The 14,720-nt window shown below is 56.8% G+C and carries 19 protein-coding genes; 9 read left to right on the top strand and 10 right to left on the bottom strand.

The genetic code is table 11. From position 1 onward, the window contains the following. The first annotated feature begins 151 nt into the window (after nucleotides 1–151). Nucleotides 152–673, top strand: a complete 522-nt coding sequence (gloA, locus tag IF654_RS11635) for a lactoylglutathione lyase (protein ID WP_047280687.1) — start codon at nucleotides 152–154, stop codon at nucleotides 671–673. 55 nt (nucleotides 674–728) lie between these two features. Here the strand turns inward: gloA and ahpF are convergent, their stop codons facing one another. The 3 genes from ahpF to IF654_RS11620 all read right to left on the bottom strand — a co-directional run bounded on the left by ahpF (nucleotide 729) and on the right by IF654_RS11620 (nucleotide 4,100). After that, on the bottom strand, nucleotides 729–2,291 hold the full coding sequence (gene ahpF / locus IF654_RS11630; RefSeq protein WP_047282413.1) for an alkyl hydroperoxide reductase subunit F: 1,563 nt from the start codon (nucleotides 2,289–2,291) through the stop codon (nucleotides 729–731). Between the two features lie 128 nt (nucleotides 2,292–2,419). Then, the gene (ahpC, locus tag IF654_RS11625; protein WP_016780891.1) at nucleotides 2,420–2,983 is read right to left on the bottom strand and encodes an alkyl hydroperoxide reductase subunit C; all 564 of its coding nucleotides are present in this window, start codon (nucleotides 2,981–2,983) and stop codon (nucleotides 2,420–2,422) included. A gap of 178 nt (nucleotides 2,984–3,161) precedes the next feature. Then, complete coding sequence (locus tag IF654_RS11620) at nucleotides 3,162–4,100, bottom strand: site-specific integrase (RefSeq protein WP_194862450.1); 939 nt, start codon at nucleotides 4,098–4,100, stop codon at nucleotides 3,162–3,164. Nucleotides 4,101–4,280: 180 nt separating this feature from the next. On the opposite strand from IF654_RS11620, the gene IF654_RS11615 reads away from it, so the two are divergent. Continuing rightward, nucleotides 4,281–5,291 carry a DNA-binding protein gene (locus IF654_RS11615; RefSeq protein ID WP_094987939.1) on the top strand — a complete coding sequence of 337 codons (1,011 nt, stop codon included), beginning with the start codon at nucleotides 4,281–4,283 and terminating at the stop codon, nucleotides 5,289–5,291. A 68-nt stretch (nucleotides 5,292–5,359) separates the two neighbouring features. Here the strand turns inward: IF654_RS11615 and IF654_RS11610 are convergent, their stop codons facing one another. The 3 genes from IF654_RS11610 to galU form a co-directional block, all read right to left on the bottom strand. Further along, entirely contained in the window at nucleotides 5,360–5,521 is a 162-nt protein-coding gene (locus IF654_RS11610) for a hypothetical protein (RefSeq protein ID WP_159434377.1), read from the bottom strand. Between the two features lie 711 nt (nucleotides 5,522–6,232). Continuing rightward, complete coding sequence (gorA, locus tag IF654_RS11605; protein WP_194862451.1) at nucleotides 6,233–7,591, bottom strand: glutathione-disulfide reductase; 1,359 nt, start codon at nucleotides 7,589–7,591, stop codon at nucleotides 6,233–6,235. 134 nt (nucleotides 7,592–7,725) lie between these two features. Continuing rightward, nucleotides 7,726–8,565: a UTP--glucose-1-phosphate uridylyltransferase GalU gene (galU, locus tag IF654_RS11600; RefSeq protein WP_047274668.1), complete on the bottom strand. Its 840-nt coding sequence runs from the start codon at nucleotides 8,563–8,565 to the stop codon at nucleotides 7,726–7,728. A 281-nt stretch (nucleotides 8,566–8,846) separates the two neighbouring features. On the opposite strand from galU, the gene IF654_RS11595 reads away from it, so the two are divergent. Both IF654_RS11595 and IF654_RS11590 read left to right on the top strand, forming a co-directional pair. Continuing rightward, complete coding sequence (locus tag IF654_RS11595; RefSeq protein ID WP_194862452.1) at nucleotides 8,847–9,035, top strand: hypothetical protein; 189 nt, start codon at nucleotides 8,847–8,849, stop codon at nucleotides 9,033–9,035. A 28-nt stretch (nucleotides 9,036–9,063) separates the two neighbouring features. Next, nucleotides 9,064–9,342 carry a hypothetical protein gene (locus IF654_RS11590; protein ID WP_047274670.1) on the top strand — a complete coding sequence of 93 codons (279 nt, stop codon included), beginning with the start codon at nucleotides 9,064–9,066 and terminating at the stop codon, nucleotides 9,340–9,342. Nucleotides 9,343–9,350: 8 nt separating this feature from the next. Here IF654_RS11590 and IF654_RS11585 read toward each other — a convergent pair whose 3' ends face one another. The 4 genes from IF654_RS11585 to IF654_RS11570 form a co-directional block, all read right to left on the bottom strand. Next, on the bottom strand, nucleotides 9,351–9,581 hold the full coding sequence (locus IF654_RS11585; RefSeq protein WP_047274671.1) for a hypothetical protein: 231 nt from the start codon (nucleotides 9,579–9,581) through the stop codon (nucleotides 9,351–9,353). Nucleotides 9,582–9,649: 68 nt separating this feature from the next. Continuing rightward, the gene (locus tag IF654_RS11580) at nucleotides 9,650–10,576 is read right to left on the bottom strand and encodes a c-type cytochrome (RefSeq protein WP_047282418.1); all 927 of its coding nucleotides are present in this window, start codon (nucleotides 10,574–10,576) and stop codon (nucleotides 9,650–9,652) included. Further along, nucleotides 10,573–11,220 (bottom strand): c-type cytochrome, encoded by a 648-nt coding sequence (locus tag IF654_RS11575; RefSeq protein ID WP_230683695.1) that lies wholly within the window; start codon nucleotides 11,218–11,220, stop codon nucleotides 10,573–10,575. Before IF654_RS11575 ends, IF654_RS11580 begins: the two co-directional genes overlap by 4 nt. 187 nt (nucleotides 11,221–11,407) lie before the next feature. Further along, the gene (locus tag IF654_RS11570; protein ID WP_047274674.1) at nucleotides 11,408–11,761 is read right to left on the bottom strand and encodes a hypothetical protein; all 354 of its coding nucleotides are present in this window, start codon (nucleotides 11,759–11,761) and stop codon (nucleotides 11,408–11,410) included. 209 nt (nucleotides 11,762–11,970) lie between these two features. On the opposite strand from IF654_RS11570, the gene IF654_RS11565 reads away from it, so the two are divergent. The 5 genes from IF654_RS11565 to modB all read left to right on the top strand — a co-directional run bounded on the left by IF654_RS11565 (nucleotide 11,971) and on the right by modB (nucleotide 14,719). Next, nucleotides 11,971–12,273, top strand: coding sequence for a DUF1883 domain-containing protein (locus IF654_RS11565; protein ID WP_047274675.1), 303 nt, complete (start codon nucleotides 11,971–11,973; stop codon nucleotides 12,271–12,273). 33 nt (nucleotides 12,274–12,306) lie between these two features. Beyond that, entirely contained in the window at nucleotides 12,307–12,471 is a 165-nt protein-coding gene (locus tag IF654_RS11560) for a hypothetical protein (RefSeq protein WP_095009316.1), read from the top strand. A 6-nt stretch (nucleotides 12,472–12,477) separates the two neighbouring features. Then, nucleotides 12,478–13,134 carry a DNA oxidative demethylase AlkB gene (gene alkB / locus IF654_RS11555; protein ID WP_194862453.1) on the top strand — a complete coding sequence of 219 codons (657 nt, stop codon included), beginning with the start codon at nucleotides 12,478–12,480 and terminating at the stop codon, nucleotides 13,132–13,134. A gap of 136 nt (nucleotides 13,135–13,270) precedes the next feature. After that, nucleotides 13,271–14,038 (top strand): molybdate ABC transporter substrate-binding protein, encoded by a 768-nt coding sequence (gene modA / locus IF654_RS11550; protein WP_194862454.1) that lies wholly within the window; start codon nucleotides 13,271–13,273, stop codon nucleotides 14,036–14,038. Further along, entirely contained in the window at nucleotides 14,039–14,719 is a 681-nt protein-coding gene (gene modB / locus IF654_RS11545) for a molybdate ABC transporter permease subunit (RefSeq protein ID WP_047274678.1), read from the top strand. Nucleotide 14,720: the final 1 nt, after the last annotated feature.

Below are 14,720 nucleotides of genomic sequence, written 5' to 3'. Positions count from 1 at the left end.
TCGAATTTATCGAGTGCGCGCTGTCAATCATCACGGCTATCTGCCCCCCGGCCCTGAATCCGGTTTGGCGCATGGCGTCACATTCCGTATCATTCCCCTCATCACGCTCACCGTAGCGACCAATCATCCAAGCAACACCTTCGGAGGGTTCATGAGCCTGCAAGAACTGAACAACATTCCCGGCGTTACGGCTACGCCAGACAGCGCTACCCAAAATTTCGTGTTCAACCACACCATGTTGCGCGTCAAGGACATCGAGAAATCCCTGGATTTTTACACCCGCGTTCTGGGTTTCTCCTTGGTGGAAAAACGTGATTTTCCTGAAGCAGCGTTCAGCCTGTACTTCCTGGCGCTGGTCGACAAAGCACAGATCCCGGCCGATGACGCCGCGCGTACGGTGTGGATGAAGTCGATCCCCGGCATTCTGGAGCTGACCCACAACCACGGTTCGGAAACAGACGACAGCGTTGTGTACCACAACGGCAATACCGACCCGCGCGGGTTTGGTCACATCTGCGTTTCAGTGCCGGACATCGTTGCCGCCTGCGAGCGTTTCGAGACACTGAATGTCGATTTCCAGAAGCGTTTGAGCGACGGCCGCATGAAGTCCCTGGCCTTCATCAAAGACCCTGATGGCTACTGGGTCGAGATCATTCAGCCCACACCGCTGTAACAAGCAACGCAAAAAAAAACCCATGATCGCTCATGGGTTTTTTTCTGTCCGGCCCTTAATCAGGGGCAGACGTGCGGATCAAATGATCGAAGGCACTCAGCGACGCCTTGGCGCCCTCTCCTACCGCGATCACGATCTGCTTGTACGGCACAGTGGTCACGTCACCGGCTGCAAAAATACCTGGAATTGACGTCTCGCCGCGAGCATCCACCACGATTTCGCCCCGCGGTGTCAATTCGACAGTGCCTTTGAGCCAATCCGTGTTGGGCAGCAAACCAATCTGTACAAAAATGCCTTCGAGCTCGACGTTGTGGATCTCGCCGGATTGACGATCTTTGTAACGCAGGCCATTCACTTTCTGCCCGTCGCCGGTCACTTCTGTGGTTTGCGCGTTAGTTATCACTGTGACGTTCGGCAAGCTGTTTAGCTTGCGTTGCAAGACGGCATCAGCACGCAGCTTGGTGTCGAACTCAAGCAACGTGACGTGGGCAACGATACCGGCCAGGTCGATGGCGGCTTCAACCCCTGAGTTACCGCCACCAATGACGGCCACGCGCTTGCCCTTGAACAGCGGCCCGTCGCAGTGCGGGCAGTAGGCGACGCCACGGCTGCGGTATTCCTGCTCGCCGGGCACGTTCATTTCACGCCAGCGCGCACCGGTCGCCAGTATCAGTGTCTTGGCCTTCAAAGACGCCCCGCTGGCGAATTTCACTTCGTGCAGCTCGCCAGCTTTGCCGGGAATCAATTGATCGGCGCGTTGCAGGTTCATGATGTCCACGTCGTATTGCTTGACGTGCTCTTCAAGCGCCGTGGCCAGTTTCGGCCCTTCGGTTTCTTGCACCGAGATAAAGTTTTCGATGGCCATGGTGTCGAGCACCTGCCCGCCGAAACGCTCTGCTGCCACGCCGGTACGAATGCCCTTACGGGCGGCATAAATGGCCGCTGCCGCGCCGGCCGGGCCGCCACCGATCACCAGCACATCAAAGGCGTCTTTGGCGCTGATTTTCTCGGCCTGACGTTCAATGGCGCCGGTGTCCAGCTTGCCGAGAATCTCTTCCAGGCCCATGCGGCCCTGACCAAAGTTGACACCGTTGAGGTAGACGCTGGGAACCGCCATGACCTGACGATCATTGACCTCGTCCTGAAACAGCGCGCCGTCAATCGCCACGTGGCGAATATTAGGGTTGAGCACGGCCATCAGGTTCAGCGCCTGAACCACGTCCGGGCAGTTCTGGCAGGACAGCGAGAAGTACGTCTCGAAGTTGAACTCACCTTTCAATGAACGGATTTGTTCGATCACTTCGGGACTGGCTTTCGATGGGTGGCCGCCTACTTGCAGCAATGCCAGCACCAGCGATGTAAATTCGTGGCCCATGGGGATGCCTGCAAAACGCAGGCTGATATCACCGCCCGGGCGATTCAACGAGAACGATGGCTTACGCGCATCGGTGCCGTTGTCCAGCAAGGTGATCTGGCTGGAAAGGCTGGCGATTTCTTTCAACAAGTCATGCATTTCACGGGATTTCGCACCGTCGTCGAGGGAAGCAACGATCTCGATCGGCTGGGTGACCCGCTCCAGGTATGACTTCAACTGAGCTTTTAAATTGGCGTCCAACATACGGGCGATCTCCTTAACGGTTTAAGACTGTGTAAAAAAAACGCCCGAGCGAATCTCGCCCGGGCGTTTTGAGGGCGATGCTGCTGACAACTCAGGTGCGGATCACCGCCCTTGGCTGGCTCACAGGCTTAGATCTTGCCGACCAGGTCGAGCGATGGCGCGAGGGTGGACTCACCTTCTTTCCATTTGGCCGGGCACACTTCACCCGGGTGGGCAGCCACGTACTGAGCCGCTTTGATTTTGCGCAGCAGTTCCGAAGCATCACGGCCAACGCCGCCGTCGTTGAGTTCAACGATCTTGATCTGACCTTCAGGGTTGATCACGAACGTGCCGCGATCCGCCAGGCCTGCTTCTTCGATCAGTACGTCGAAGTTGCGAGAGATGGTCAGCGTCGGGTCGCCGATCATGGTGTACTGGATTTTGCCAATGGCTGGCGAGGTGTTGTGCCATGCCGCGTGAGCGAAATGGGTGTCAGTGGACACGCTGTAGATTTCCACGCCGAGTTTCTTGAACTCTTCGTAGTTGTCAGCCAGGTCTTCCAGCTCGGTTGGGCAAACGAAGGTGAAGTCAGCCGGGTAGAAGAACACAACGGACCATTTGCCTTTCAGGTCGGCGTCCGACACTTCTACGAAGCTGCCGTTTTTGTAAGCGGTGGCTTTGAACGGTTTTACTTGGCTATTGATGATAGGCATCGTTGACTCTCCGTCAGGGTTGAAAAGTTGATGGGGTGAATCCTAACAACACATTTTGTATCTGGCTCATTGGGAAAGCTGATGCTGGTGATTGGTTTTGGCTATCAGGTTGCTCTATTAATAGAAGAAACCCAAATACCACTCTCTGCCAGCCCGCTCACCCGCATCTTGATCCCGATCAAGGCGCGATACGTTTTTCTGCCGCAATGCTCATCCCGGTAAACGGGGTCGCTTCAACATAGCGCATCGCTGACTTGACGTCCTTCCAGCCGACGTAATTCATCAGGGACTTAAGGTCCCAGCCATTGTGATGCGCCCAGGTTGCAAAACCGCGACGCAATGAATGGCTGGTGTACTGCTCGGCGGGAATCCCCGCGCGCTCCAAGGCTTGACGCAACAAGGGAATCACACTGTTGGCGTGCAAGCCCGCTTCGCCCAGATTGCCCCAGCGATCAATTCCCCTGAAGACCGGGCCGCGCACCAGCGCCGAAGCGTTGAGCCACTCGATGTAGGCCCGCACCGGGCACAGTCGCAGCAATGCCGGAGTCTGGAAGGTTTTGCCCAGGTTGTCTCGGTCTCCTTTACTGCGCGGCAGATACAGGGTGATCCCCGAACCCGCTACCGCTTGCACGTGCTCAACTTGTAAGCGGCACAGCTCGTCACTGCGAAAGCCCCGCCAAAACCCCAGCAGTATCAGCGCAGTGTCGCGACGCGCCCGCAGCCAGCCGGGCTGGTCAGCATTGGCCTGTGCGGTTTGCGCTTCGCTTTCGAGCCAATCAATCACTGTCTCCAGGTGCCGCAATTGCAGGGGTACTGCCTGTTTTTCCTGCGCCGGGTGTAGTGCGCGTATGCCTTTGAAGACTTTACGCACCACTGGCGCTTTGGTCGGGTCGGCAAAGCCCTGGCTGTTGTGCCACTGAGCGATGGCCGACAGGCGTAATTTCAAGGTGTTGATCGAGAGCTGGCCGGCATGCGCGACCAGGTAGCGCGCCACGCTGTCGCTGGTGGCTGGCAGGAAACCGCCCCAGGTCACTTCGAAGTGTTCGATGGCGGCGCGGTAACTGCGTCGCGTGTTGTCGCGGGTGGCCGCGTTCAGATAGCGATCCAGATCGCTCATGGGGGGTATCTCTCGCGTTGGCGTACTGGAAACAGGCCCAAACATCACAAAACGGCCTCTAGCACGGGATAATACCAGTATATCCCGTTTGATAAATCATAAAATATGACAGAAAAATAGAACTGATATAGTATGTAATTACATGATACATACCACAGTACATAATCGTAGGAGAGACCCATGGCTCGCGGCGGCGTAAACAAAGCAGTGGTGCAAATTGCACGCGCGGCAATCCTGGCCCGTGGTGAACACCCGAGCATTGATGCCGTACGAATCGAGATGGGTAATACCGGCTCCAAAACCACCATTCACCGGTATTTGAAGGAGCTGGATGACAGTGATAGCCGTCGCGGCGTATCCCATGAAGCGCTGGGGGATGAGCTGGCAGAACTGGTCACCCGCCTCGCCCATCGGCTGCAAGAGCAAGCACAAGAACCGATTGATCGCGCCCAGGCGCAGTACGAACAGCTGAAAACACAGCTGCAGGCCCAATTGTCTGAAGCGCAGCAGACGCTGTCCGGGCTACAACAGGATCTCGAAATTCAGGCGACGGCCTTACATCAGGAAAGCGCCAACCTTGAGTCCACGCGCTCCATGCTGCAGACCGAACAGACGCGCAATGCGGCCCTCAATCAAGCGTGCAGCGATTTTGAATTGCGCCTCAAAGACCGTGATGAGCAGATCCGTTCGCTGGAAGAAAAACACCTCCATGCGCGCGATGCGCTTGAGCATTACCGCAGCGCTACCAAAGAGCAGCGCGAGCAAGACCAGCGACGCCATGAAGGCCAGTTGCAACAGGTGCAAATGGAACTGCGTCAGGCACAGCAAAGTGCCCTTGTACGACAGGATGAAATCACACAATTGCACCGCGATAACGAACGCGTGCTCAGTGAGAACCGTGCACTGGCCAAGGAAATCCATCAGGTCAACGAACAGCAGAAAAAGCTGGGACAACACAACCAGCAATTGAGTCATCAGGTGAGCCAGCTGGAGGGCGAGCGCACCCTGCTTCAAGAGCGGCTGCGTGTGGCGACCCATGAAGGCGAAGCGCTCAAAAAAGCCCAGGCCGACACTCAACACGCCGTGACAGCATTGACGATGCGCGCCATGAAAGCAGAAGCGGCACTGGAGTCGCTAAAGGCACTCAAAGACGCCGAAACGCCTGTGACACCAGCCCCGACCGACGAGTAATCACCCGGCGAAGCGCTGCCGAAGACGCTCAGCGCTCTTTTTATGAGGGCTGAGTTGATTGAGCCCGGTTATTCAGGCATCGCGGGCACAGAACTCCCGGGCCCGGCAGGGTCAGTCGTTGGCGCGGCAACCTTCCAGGCCGCACTGCCCTCCAGCATTTGCAGCGCACCCGCACGCGCCACCTGACTGATGTATTCGCTGGGCTTCAGGGCATTGGCACGCAATTTCATGTGTAGGGCATTTTTTCGAGGGTGCTGCAGCTGATCCGCCCGGGGCGTGATCCTCTCCATCAACCTGCCTTCACGCTCTGACCCACTCGGCGTGTACTTGATCAGCGCACCATCGTGCGCTGAAAAATAGTGCGTTTGCGCACACTGACGTTCCTCAATGGCGGCGCACCGCTCATGAGGTTCGAGCATGTTGCGATATAACTGCTCTTCTTCGGCAGAAGGCCATACTGTTACGGCTGCCCCCGATGAATGTGGTACACCGCAACCACACGGTACCCGGCGGGTATGGATGCACTGGCCCCTGATGGATAGACCCGCGACGGATCGAATGTTTCGCTGTATGAAGCGAGAGGTTCTGTGGCCGTGACAGGCCGTCCGCCCGCTGACAGATAAGGCCGCCAAACACGCGGTTCCCCTCATGCCTGATCTGCTGATGAACATGCCGCGCGGCATCATCGGCACTCAGAAAGTCCGGGCTTAGATCCGGGTAGACAGCATTGGCCTGTAGCCAATTGGCGCCGCACTCGATTGGGTAAGGGTTTCATGGGGGTTGTCCGTCAGTGATTGAGTTATGCCTCAGTTGCTGACGGATCGTTCATGAGTGCATGCACACAGCGGTGGTTGATATGTACGGCGCGCGGGATGCGCATCGTGTTGAGTGACTGCGGCGAGCATGGCGCGACGCCCGCAGCAGTCTCTCCACTCATTCGATTAGCGCTTGGTGGGCGTGCGCATGGTGACAAACTCTTCGGCCGCCGTGGGATGGACGCCAATGGTTTCGTCAAAGTGCTGTTTGGTTGCGCCAGCCTTCATGGCAATGGCCAAGCCCTGCACAATTTCCCCCGCTTCGGGACCGACCATATGGCAACCCAGCACTTTGTCCGTTTCGGCATCAACCACCAGCTTCATGAACGTGCGTTCCTGACAATCGGTCATCGTCAGTTTCATCGGGCGGAAACTGCTTTCGAAGATCTGCACCTGATGCCCATCCTCGAGGGCTTGCTCCTCACTCAAACCGACGGTTCCGATAGCGGGCTGGCTGAATACGGCCGTCGGGATCATGTTGTAATCCACCGGGCGGTATTGCTCAGGCTTGAACAAACGGCGCGCCACGGCCATGCCTTCTGCGAGTGCAACAGGCGTCAATTGCACACGGCCAATGACGTCGCCAATGGCCAGAATCGAAGGTTCATCGGTCTGGTACAGGTCATTGACGTTAATGAAGCCGCGCTTGTCGAGTTTGACGCCCGTGGTTTCCAGACCAAGGTTGTCAAGCATCGGCCGGCGCCCCGTCGCATAGAACACGCAATCGGCTTCAAGCACACGACGGTCTTTTAGCGTGGCTTTCAGGCTGCCATCGGGCTGCTTGTCGATTCGCGCGATATCGGCGTTGAACTGCACGTCCATGCCGCGCTTGAGGAGCTCTTCGTGCAAATGTTTGCGCACGGAGCCGTCAAAACCGCGCAGGAACATCTCGCCGCGATACAGCAGAGACGTCTCGGCGCCCAACCCTTGGAAAATCCCCGCAAACTCGACGGCAATGTAGCCTCCGCCCACAACCAGCACGCGCTTTGGCAGCGCCTTGAGAAAGAACGCTTCGTTCGAACTGATGGCGTGTTCATGCCCCGGGATCTCGGGGATCTGCGGCCAGCCACCGGTGGCGATGAGGATGTGTTTAGCCGTGTGCCGCTGACCATTGACCAGCACCTCGTTCGGCCCGGTCAAGGTGGCGTGGCCCTCCAGCAACGTAACACCACTGTTAACCAGCAAGTTGCGGTAGATACCATTGAGACGATTGATTTCACGGTCTTTGTTGGCAATCAGCGTGGACCAGTCGAAGCTGGAAGGACCCAGCGTCCAGCCAAAGCCTGACGCCTGCTCGAACTCTTCGGCAAAGTGAGCGCCGTAGACCAGCAGCTTTTTAGGCACACACCCCACATTGACGCACGTGCCGCCCAAATAGCGGCTTTCCGCCACGGCCACCTTGGCACCAAACCCGGCTGCAAAACGGGCAGCGCGTACACCGCCGGACCCGGCCCCAATCACAAACAAATCAAATTCGTAGGACATCACTATCTCCTGAGCAGTCCATCAGCATAATCCCTGCGGCGCGATTGACCAGCGCCGAGGGTGACTGAAATCGGAAAACAAGAAAGCCACCCGTAGGTGGCTCTCCCTTGAAGCAGTCAGCACGCTCGTGTTTCTTAGTAAGCCTTGCCGGTTTTGTAGAAGTTTTCGAAGCAGAAATTGGTCGCTTCAATGTAGCCTTCCGCACCGCCGCAATCGAAACGCTTGCCTTTGAATTTGTACGCAATCACGCAGCCGTTTTGCGCCTGCTTCATCAGCGCATCGGTAATCTGGATTTCGCCACCTTTGCCTGGCTCGGTTTGCTTGATCAGATCAAAGATGTCCGGGGTCAGGATGTAACGACCGATAATCGCCAAGTTCGAAGGTGCATCTTCAGGGGCTGGTTTCTCAACCATGTTGCGTACGCGGTACAGGTCATCACCAATCAGGTCACCGGCGATGACGCCGTACTTGTTGGTTTCCTGCGGGTCAACTTCCTGGATGGCAATGATGGTGCAGCGGTACTGGTTATACAGTTTGACCATCTGGGTCAAGACGCCGTCACCTTCCAGGTTGACGCACAGGTCGTCCGCCAGGACCACGGCAAAAGGTTCGTCGCCGATCAGTGGGCGGCCGGTCAGGATAGCGTGACCCAGCCCTTTCATTTCGGTCTGACGGGTGTAAGAGAACGAGCATTCGCTCAGCAGGCGACGGATACCTACCAGGTATTTCTCTTTATCAGTGCCCTTGATCTGGTTTTCCAGCTCATAGCTGATGTCGAAATGGTCTTCAAGGGCGCGCTTGCCACGACCCGTCACGATGGAGATTTCGTTCAGTCCTGCGTCGAGTGCTTCTTCAACGCCGTACTGGATCAGTGGCTTGTTCACCACCGGCAGCATTTCTTTAGGCATGGCTTTGGTCGCTGGCAAAAAGCGAGTGCCGTAGCCGGCTGCTGGGAACAAGCATTTCTTGATCATATGAGTCCTTAAAAGGGCTGTGCGTACGGATTTGGCGCAGTCTAATCAGGCGGCAGCAAGCTTACAATGCCCCCGATAGCATACTGATACCAACATAGAGAAAATATGTGCCACTTAGTTCCTTTTTAACTTTTTTTTCATGTGCGGATGCCTTTCATGGAACCTCTGAAACCGCACCAGGGTCTCTTTGTGGCGAGTGGCACTTACGCATCCTTGACAGCGCAAATGCCCGGAATGGCGGTAACATGGCCCTCTTTTCCAGTCAGTGAGTTCAGCGTGTCATGTCGGATGTAAAAAAAGTTAACGGGTATCTGATCAAACAACTCCAGAGCGATGCCTGGTGGGTTCTGGATAGCACCGATGAGCCGATTGCAGGCCCTTTTGGAAGTGAGGCCGCTGCGACTGAAGTGGCCAACGTGCTCCAGGATCAGCCATCGGCACCCGTGCGCAAGCGCAAGAACAATTCCTGATCCTCTCCTTCGCGATAATTGGCACTCAATGAAAAAGATCCTGATATGTGTACTGCTGTCCCTTGGAGGCTGCGCCACGGCGTCCAACACCTATTTGCCCGACGGACAACAGGGGCTGAGCATCGACTGCTCGGGCGAGGCCATGTCCTGGGGCAAATGCTATGAAAAGGCAGACGCCTCTTGCGCGGGCACCGGCTACACCATTGTCGGCACCGATGGCTCCTCAGCCGTGAAGGAAAGTGAAAAAACCATGGGTGTTGATGTAGGAAATTTCACCAGCCGTACCATCGTGGTGATGTGCAAATAGCACACTGCTCACAGGTGGACTTCGACGAATTTGATACCCAGGGAACGCAAGGTTTCTACCAGCGCATCCAGACGCTCAAAGGATTCAACTTCGTCGTTGTCATCCACTAAAAAGAAGCTGCGCCCTGCACTCTTCTTGAAAAATACAATCCACTCCTCGGTCGCTGCCGGGTTAGGGATGGCATGGGTGGCGGTAATGCTGCCGTCGGCATGACGCTGCTGCACGAGCGCTCGTTTCATCGCGTTCTCCTGAAAAACTGCCGTGGCTGTACACGCCTTTAACGGCAGCGAGGTTCAAGGCGCGAAGTTTACTGGATCCCCTGCCCGATCAAAATGCCATTAATGGTTTGCCCGTACGCATTGACCCCGTCATTGGCGTGATATTTCACGCGGGTTTTCTCAATCGAACCCTCCACCAGACGTGGGTCTTGTGGTCGCTCGTGCGTATTGATGAAAGCCGCCACATCCCATGCTTGCTCGTCGCTCAAGCTGCCGGGTTTACCCAGCGGCATATTGTGTTTGATGAACGACGCCGCTGTGTTGATGCGGTGCATGCCTGCCCCCCAGTTGTAGGAGTCTTTACCCCACAAAGGTGGCATCACGTAATCGGTCCCGACTTTCTGACCTTGCCCCTGATTGCCATGGCATAACGCACACTGCGCCTCATACACAGCCGCTCCGCGCTCAAGATCGTAGCCACCTGCGGGCTGCGGCACTTGCGGATAGCCGCGCCCTGGCAACTCGACCCCAACCGGCGCGGTTGTCGACAACCAATAGGCATACACCGACAGCGCGGTGATTTCTCGACTGTCGGCGGCCGGTGGCGTGCCGCCATTCATGCTGAACTGAAAACAGCCCTGCAGGCGTTCGGCAAAGGTATTGACCTTGTCATTCTTCTGGCGATAGGCGGGATACATCGTGTAGGCGCCCCACAGGGGAGCGGAGTTGGCCAGCCTGCCCTGATCCAGGTGGCAATTGGTGCAATTGAGGCCATTGCCGACAAACTGTGGCGCTTGACGTTTGGTGTCCACAAACAGTGCGTACCCGTCCATCACCATCTTTCCATAGGCATTGTCGGGAAGTTCGCTTTGCTGCGGAGGACGAAAATAGGCTTTCGCGTGCTGAGCCGCAGGCGGGATTTTCAGTTGCGACTGATCTTCCATGGCAATGGGGGCTGCACGCACCATCGGTGCAACCAGCACACAAAGCGCATAACCGGTTAACAGACGTGTCATTGCGCAGCCTCCTGAGGCGCCACAGTGGCGAAATATTCGGCGACCGCCGTCACTTCTTCTTCCGTCATGGCCTTGGCGATGTGCCCCATGAGGTCACTCGGGTCATTGCGGCGCAGGCCCGAACGCCATGCATTTAGCTGCCCGGCAAGGTATAGGGCGGGTTGATTGGCCAGTGGCGGAAACGCGCTGCCCACCCCTGCGCCGCCAGGGCCATGGCAGCTCACACACTCAGGAATGTTGCGCTCCCAGGCGCCGCGCAGGGCCAGCGTCTGCCCCACACCTTTGGCCGCGTGGCTGCGATTGATGGACGGGGCGGGTGGCGCAGGCATCGCGGCCAATGCTGTGGTCACTGACGTGATCTCGTCCGGCGTCAAGGCGCTGGCCAAGGGCTGCATGACCGGACTCACCCGCTTGCCCTCTTTGAAGTCGCTGAGTTGTTTGCTCAGGTACTGGGCCGAAAGCCCGGCCAGTCGTGGGAAACCTGCCGGGGCTACGCCCAGGCCATCCCTGCCATGGCACGCCATGCAGGCTGTGGCGCCGGGCTGACTGCCACCTTGCAGGAAGACATTGCGAGGTTCCCCGGCCTGAACGCTGCTCATGGCAAGCAGCACCAAACCACTGCCCAGTGTTCGCTTAAGAGGCATCGTAGGCCGCTCCATTTTTGTTATATGCATAGGCGAAAAACCTATAAGCACAAAAATAGTAAGCTAATGGCCATTTGCCTGCAACGCGTAGTCCTCACTGAAAAGCGCCTGTAAGAAAAAAACCTGACTGCTGCAAGAAGCAACTGTCAGGTTTTTTGTGTAGGCCGCAGGAAGAACGAACGGTCGGTTATTGTCCGGAAATGCAGTGCGTCGCTGCCGCGCGAATGTCTCCTGGACGAATCGGCACGTTAGACATGCTTTCGTACACCTTGATGCTGCTACCCGCCGAACGCTCTTCGATATCAATCACCGCCGTGGGCCCCGAGGTCAGCTTTTGCGGAACGATTACCCGCAAACCATCCTTGTGCGGCTCAATTTGCGGGGCTTTGCGTGTGCGTGATAACTGTTGCACCAGGCACTGAGCGTAAGCCTCCGGCTTCTTGCCAGAAATCACACTCATCGTGGGCAATGTCTGCTCAATGTCCGTGACCGATGCACAGCCTCCCAAAGCCAGCATTGCCACCAATACGCCCCACTTCATACAAATCCTCCGTTAAAGATCCTACGACCATCGATCTTTAAAATTTCTCCCTGCGGGCAGGGAATTAATACTCAAAAAGTAGCAATTTAAATTTGCCAAGCGTCAGATTCGTCTGCGCGGCAGCATAATAAGCTGGTTTAGCCTCCAACTTGGACTAAAGCACATGCTATCGTCCTGTTTTTTTAGCAAAAGCGCCCTTCGGAGCCCCCATGAAATTCATTCACCAGCGTGAGCACCTCAACGAAGATGACATCGTCGTCATCGAGTGCTCCCATCCCTGCAACATTCGCCTGATGAGCGATGCGCACTTTCGCAGCTTCAAAAATGGTGGCCGACACTCGTACCACGGCGGGGCATTCGACAAATTTCCGGCCAGAATCACCGCACCAAGCACCGGCTTCTGGAACATCACCATCGATACGGTCAGCAGCCGGGCCATCAGCGTGACGCGCAAGCCGACCTTGAAGCATTCGATCAAGATCGTTCGCCGCTCCAGCTCCAAGCTCCGTTAAACCTGACACCGTCTCTTAGCGACAGGAATTCCCGTGCCAACCACTAAATACGTCATCAAGTACAAACTCGACGGCGAGCGCCGTTTTGAATTCGCACAGCTCACGTCCGGGTCAGAGGAAGAAGCCCGCGCAGCGCTTGAAAAAATTCACGGCAAAGAAGAAACCATTACCGACATCAAAGTGAGCAAGGCGCTCTGATCCGCCATGTCTCTGGACCTGTTCGACGAAGACGACCTGCAACAGCCCACCCGCATTGAGCAATTCAGTACGCAGGCGTATGTCTTGCGCGGTTTTGCCCTGCCCTGGGTCGAAGCGTTGTTAACAGCACTTGAGCGCGTATTGCATGAATCGCCGTTTCGTCATATGCAAACCCCTGGCGGTTTCACCATGTCAGCGCGCTTGAGCAGTTGCGGCGCGCTGGGATGGACCTCTAGTGCTCAAGGCTACCGTTACAGCCCCGTCGACCCATTAAGCGGCATGCCTTGGCCAGCGATTCCCCAGGCGTTGCTTGAACTCGCACACTCCGCTGCGGCGACAGCAGGCTTCGAGCATTTTGTGCCCGATGCTTGCTTGATCAATGCGTATGCGCCTGGCGCCAAGATGTCACTGCATCAGGACAAAAACGAACGCGCCTACACCGCGCCGATTGTGTCGATCTCCCTCGGCTTGCCGGCTATGTTCCAGTTTGGCGGGTTTGAACGCAGCGACCCTGTGCAACGCCTGTCGCTGTTTCATGGTGATGTCGTGGTCTGGGGCGGCGTCGATCGGTTGCGTTATCACGGCATTTTGCCTATCAAACCCGGAACCCATTCATTGCTGGGCGAACAGCGCATCAATATCACCCTGCGCAAAGCAGGCTGAAACGGTCCCTGCGGGGAGCCATGATGGCCATTTGAAAATAAAGCGCTATAAACTTTTTGTTATAGCGATTATCTTCACGTTGCCCGATCCTCCTCGACAGGTTCGGATGACCCTCGCCAATAAATGGAGTTTCCCGATGACTGCGCATGCAGTGCGTTTTGCCCCTTTGGCAATCGTTGCCTTTCTGGGAGGCGGCCTGACGATGGGCGTGCAGGCTGACGAAGTTCAAGTCGCCGTTGCCGCCAACTTCACCGCCCCTATTCAGGCCATTGCCGAAGATTTTGAAAAGGACACGGGCCATACCGTGATCGCAGCCTACGGGGCGACAGGCCAGTTCTATACCCAAATCAAAAATGGCGCGCCGTTTGAAGTGTTTCTGGCGGCCGACGACACGACGCCCGAGAAGCTCGAAACCGAAGGCGACATCGTGCCGGGCTCCCGGTTTACCTATGCCGTTGGCACGCTGGCGCTGTGGTCAGCCGATAAAGCGTTCCTTGACGGCACCGACAAGGCTTTGCTTGCCAACCAGTACCGGCATCTGGCCATCGCTAACCCCAAGGCTGCACCTTACGGGCTGGCCGCTACGCAAGTGCTGGCCGGGCTGGGCCTGACGGACAAGGTCAAAGACAAAATTGTCGAAGGGCAGAACATTACCCAGGCCTACCAATTTGTTTCGACGGGCAATGCCGAACTGGGTTTTGTCGCCCTGTCGCAGATCTACAAAGACGGCAACGTCACCAGCGGTTCAGCCTGGATCGTGCCGGACGCGATGCACGCCCCCATCAAACAAGATGCCGTGATCCTTAAAACCGGTGAACACAATCGCGCTGCACACGCCTTGGTCGACTACCTGAAAGGTCCCAAAGCCGCGGCCATCATCAAATCCTATGGCTACCAACGCTAAATGCCGCTTTCGAGTGCCGATTTCGCCGCCATTTGGCTGACCCTGAAACTGGCGTCACTGACCACCGCCATTTTGTTGGTGGTGGGGACTCCAATCGCCCTGTGGCTGGCGCATACACCGTCGAAGTGGCGTGGCCCCGTGGGCGCAGTGGTGGCTTTGCCACTGGTATTGCCGCCCACGGTGATCGGTTTTTACTTGCTACTGGCCATGGGGCCCCATGGTTTTTTGGGGCAGTTCACCCAGTCCCTGGGGCTTGGCACCTTGACCTTCAGCTTTACCGGTCTGGTGATCGGCTCCGTGATCTACTCCATGCCCTTTGTTGTGCAGCCTTTGCAGAATGCCTTCACTGCGATCGGGAAACGACCGCTTGAAGTGGCTGCCACACTGCGCGCCAACCCCCTGGACACCTTTTTCTGCGTGATGCTGCCGCTGGCCCGGCCGGGGTTTGTGACCGCGGCGATCCTCGGGTTTGCTCACACAGTAGGCGAGTTTGGCGTGGTGCTGATGATCGGTGGCAACATCCCCGAAAAAACCCGGGTGGTGTCTGTGCAAATCTACGATCACGTCGAAGCCCTGGAATATGCCCAGGCGCATTGGCTGGCCGGAGCCATGTTGGTGTTTTCCTTCCTCGTGCTGCTGGCGTTGTACTCCAGTCGCAGAAGCCCGACCCAATGGAGCTGAA

The sequence above is a fragment of the Pseudomonas lundensis genome, from assembly GCF_015377145.2.
GTDB classification, from domain to species: Bacteria; Pseudomonadota; Gammaproteobacteria; order Pseudomonadales; family Pseudomonadaceae; genus Aquipseudomonas; species Aquipseudomonas lundensis.
This window is presented reverse-complemented; position numbering and strand designations above follow the sequence as displayed.

Coding starts and splice junctions, on each gene's coding strand:
- gloA (WP_047280687.1), top strand. CDS start 152: ATGAGCCTGCAAGAACTGAACAACATTCCCGGCGTTACGGCTACGCCA.
- ahpF (WP_047282413.1), bottom strand. CDS start 2,291: ATGTTGGACGCCAATTTAAAAGCTCAGTTGAAGTCATACCTGGAGCGG.
- ahpC (WP_016780891.1), bottom strand. CDS start 2,983: ATGCCTATCATCAATAGCCAAGTAAAACCGTTCAAAGCCACCGCTTAC.
- IF654_RS11620 (WP_194862450.1), bottom strand. CDS start 4,100: ATGAGCGATCTGGATCGCTATCTGAACGCGGCCACCCGCGACAACACG.
- IF654_RS11615 (WP_094987939.1), top strand. CDS start 4,281: ATGGCTCGCGGCGGCGTAAACAAAGCAGTGGTGCAAATTGCACGCGCG.
- IF654_RS11610 (WP_159434377.1), bottom strand. CDS start 5,521: ATGAAATTGCGTGCCAATGCCCTGAAGCCCAGCGAATACATCAGTCAG.
- gorA (WP_194862451.1), bottom strand. CDS start 7,591: ATGTCCTACGAATTTGATTTGTTTGTGATTGGGGCCGGGTCCGGCGGT.
- galU (WP_047274668.1), bottom strand. CDS start 8,565: ATGATCAAGAAATGCTTGTTCCCAGCAGCCGGCTACGGCACTCGCTTT.
- IF654_RS11595 (WP_194862452.1), top strand. CDS start 8,847: ATGTCGGATGTAAAAAAAGTTAACGGGTATCTGATCAAACAACTCCAG.
- IF654_RS11590 (WP_047274670.1), top strand. CDS start 9,064: ATGAAAAAGATCCTGATATGTGTACTGCTGTCCCTTGGAGGCTGCGCC.
- IF654_RS11585 (WP_047274671.1), bottom strand. CDS start 9,581: ATGAAACGAGCGCTCGTGCAGCAGCGTCATGCCGACGGCAGCATTACC.
- IF654_RS11580 (WP_047282418.1), bottom strand. CDS start 10,576: ATGACACGTCTGTTAACCGGTTATGCGCTTTGTGTGCTGGTTGCACCG.
- IF654_RS11575 (WP_230683695.1), bottom strand. CDS start 11,220: ATGCCTCTTAAGCGAACACTGGGCAGTGGTTTGGTGCTGCTTGCCATG.
- IF654_RS11570 (WP_047274674.1), bottom strand. CDS start 11,761: ATGAAGTGGGGCGTATTGGTGGCAATGCTGGCTTTGGGAGGCTGTGCA.
- IF654_RS11565 (WP_047274675.1), top strand. CDS start 11,971: ATGAAATTCATTCACCAGCGTGAGCACCTCAACGAAGATGACATCGTC.
- alkB (WP_194862453.1), top strand. CDS start 12,478: ATGTCTCTGGACCTGTTCGACGAAGACGACCTGCAACAGCCCACCCGC.
- modA (WP_194862454.1), top strand. CDS start 13,271: ATGACTGCGCATGCAGTGCGTTTTGCCCCTTTGGCAATCGTTGCCTTT.
- modB (WP_047274678.1), top strand. CDS start 14,039: ATGCCGCTTTCGAGTGCCGATTTCGCCGCCATTTGGCTGACCCTGAAA.